This is a genomic window from Microbacterium sp. K41 (assembly GCF_004794395.1).
Classification (GTDB): Bacteria; Actinomycetota; Actinomycetes; order Actinomycetales; family Microbacteriaceae; genus Microbacterium; species Microbacterium sufflavum.
Map to the genome: position 1 here is coordinate 1 of NZ_SSDO01000057.1, position 1,511 is coordinate 1,511.

The window sequence follows — 1,511 nt, forward strand, 5'->3', positions numbered from 1 at the left end:
CGGCGCGGAGGTCGCGCAGCGGCAGCCAGCCCGCCGACTGCACGGCGTCGAGGTGCAGCGGCACTCCCCGCGCACGGGCGACCGCGGCAAGGGCCTCGACGTCCTGCACCGTGCCGATCTCGTTGTTCGCGTGCCCCAGCGCGACCAGTGCCGTGTCATCGCGGAGCGCGGCGGCGAGGGCCTCGGTGGTTACGCGGCCGTCCGGCCCCACGTCGAGCGCCGTCACCTCCACGTCGTGGAACCGCGCGAGGAACGCGGCCGACTCCAGGATCGACTCGTGCTCGATCGGCGACACCACGACGTGCCGGCGCCCCGAGCTCAGCGCGCCGAGCACCAGTCCCTTCACCGCGAGGTTGTTCGCCTCGGTGCCGCCGCTGGTGAACACGACGTCGCCGCGGCGCATCCCGAGCACGTGCGCGACCCTGGCCCTGGCGTCCTCGAGGGCCTCCGCCGCCGCCTCTCCCGCGGTGTGGTGGCTGGCGGGGTTGCCGTACACCGTCGTGAGGTACGGCTGCATCGCGGCCAGCACCTCCGGGCGGACGGGTGAGGTGGCGGCGTGGTCGAGGTACAGCACGGCGTCAGTCGATCCGCAGATCCAGGCCGAGATCGAGCGCGCGGGCCGAGTGGGTGAGCGCCCCGACGGAGATGACGTCCACTCCCGTGCGGGCGATCGCGGCCACGGTGTCGAGGTCGACGCCGCCCGAAGCCTCCGCGGTCGCGCGACCGTCGATCAGCGCGACACCGGCGCGCAGCTCGTCCGGGGTGAAGTTGTCCAGCAGCACCGTGTGCGCGCCGCCGTCGAGCACCGCGGGGATCTGGTCGAGCCGGTCGACCTCGACCACGACGTGCGCGGTGTGCGGCAGTCGCGCCACGGCCTCGCGCAGCGCCGACGCCAGGTCGAGACCGCTGCGCTGCAGCACCGCGAGGTGGTTGTCCTTCGCCATGACCGCGTCGGACAGGGAGAAGCGGTGGTTGCGGCCACCCCCGCAGGCGACGGCGTGGCGCTCGAACGCCCGGAGCCCCGGGGTGGTCTTCCTGGTGTCGGCGATGCGGGCGCGCGTGCCCTCGACCGCCGCGACGTACGCGGCGGTGAGGGTCGCGATGCCCGACATGCGCTGCGTGAAGTTCAGCGCCACCCGCTCGGCGGTCAGCAGGCTGCGGGCGGCTCCGGTCACGGTCGCGAGCACGTCACCCGCAGCGAACGCGTCGCCCTCGCCCACGTGCAGGTCCACGGTGACCTCCGGGTCGGTGAGGGTGAAGGCGGCGGCGAACACCTCTCCGCCGCTGAACACCCCGGGCTCGCGGGCGACGAGGTCGGCGGTCGCGGTGGCGTCGGCGGGCAGCAGCGTCGCACTGGTCAGGTCGCCCCACGGGGCGTCCTCCTCGAGGGCGGCGCCGACCACGCGGGTGAGGGTGGCACGGGTGAGCATCAGACGGTCTCCAGGATCGGGGGACGGGCGGTGGCGGGGGCGGCGGGCTCCGCGTCCGCGCGGTGGTGGGCGCCGACCGAG

The 1,511-nt window shown here is 74.8% G+C and carries 2 protein-coding genes; both read right to left on the bottom strand.

Annotation, left to right across the window (positions count from 1 at the left end; translation table 11 throughout):
* Positions 1-574, bottom strand: a 574-nt coding sequence (locus DW309_RS00970) for a cysteine desulfurase family protein (RefSeq protein ID WP_136044273.1), incomplete at its 3' end; no start/stop codon positions are given.
* A 4-nt stretch (positions 575-578) separates the two neighbouring features.
* Positions 579-1,430 carry a carboxylating nicotinate-nucleotide diphosphorylase gene (gene nadC, locus DW309_RS00975; protein ID WP_136044274.1) on the bottom strand — a complete coding sequence of 284 codons (852 nt, stop codon included), beginning with the start codon at positions 1,428-1,430 and terminating at the stop codon, positions 579-581.
* Between the last annotated feature and the right edge of the window lie 81 nt (positions 1,431-1,511).

Excerpts from the sequence above, each read along its gene's own strand:
- nadC (WP_136044274.1), bottom strand. The coding sequence starts at position 1,430 with ATGCTCACCCGTGCCACCCTCACCCGCGTGGTCGGCGCCGCCCTCGAG.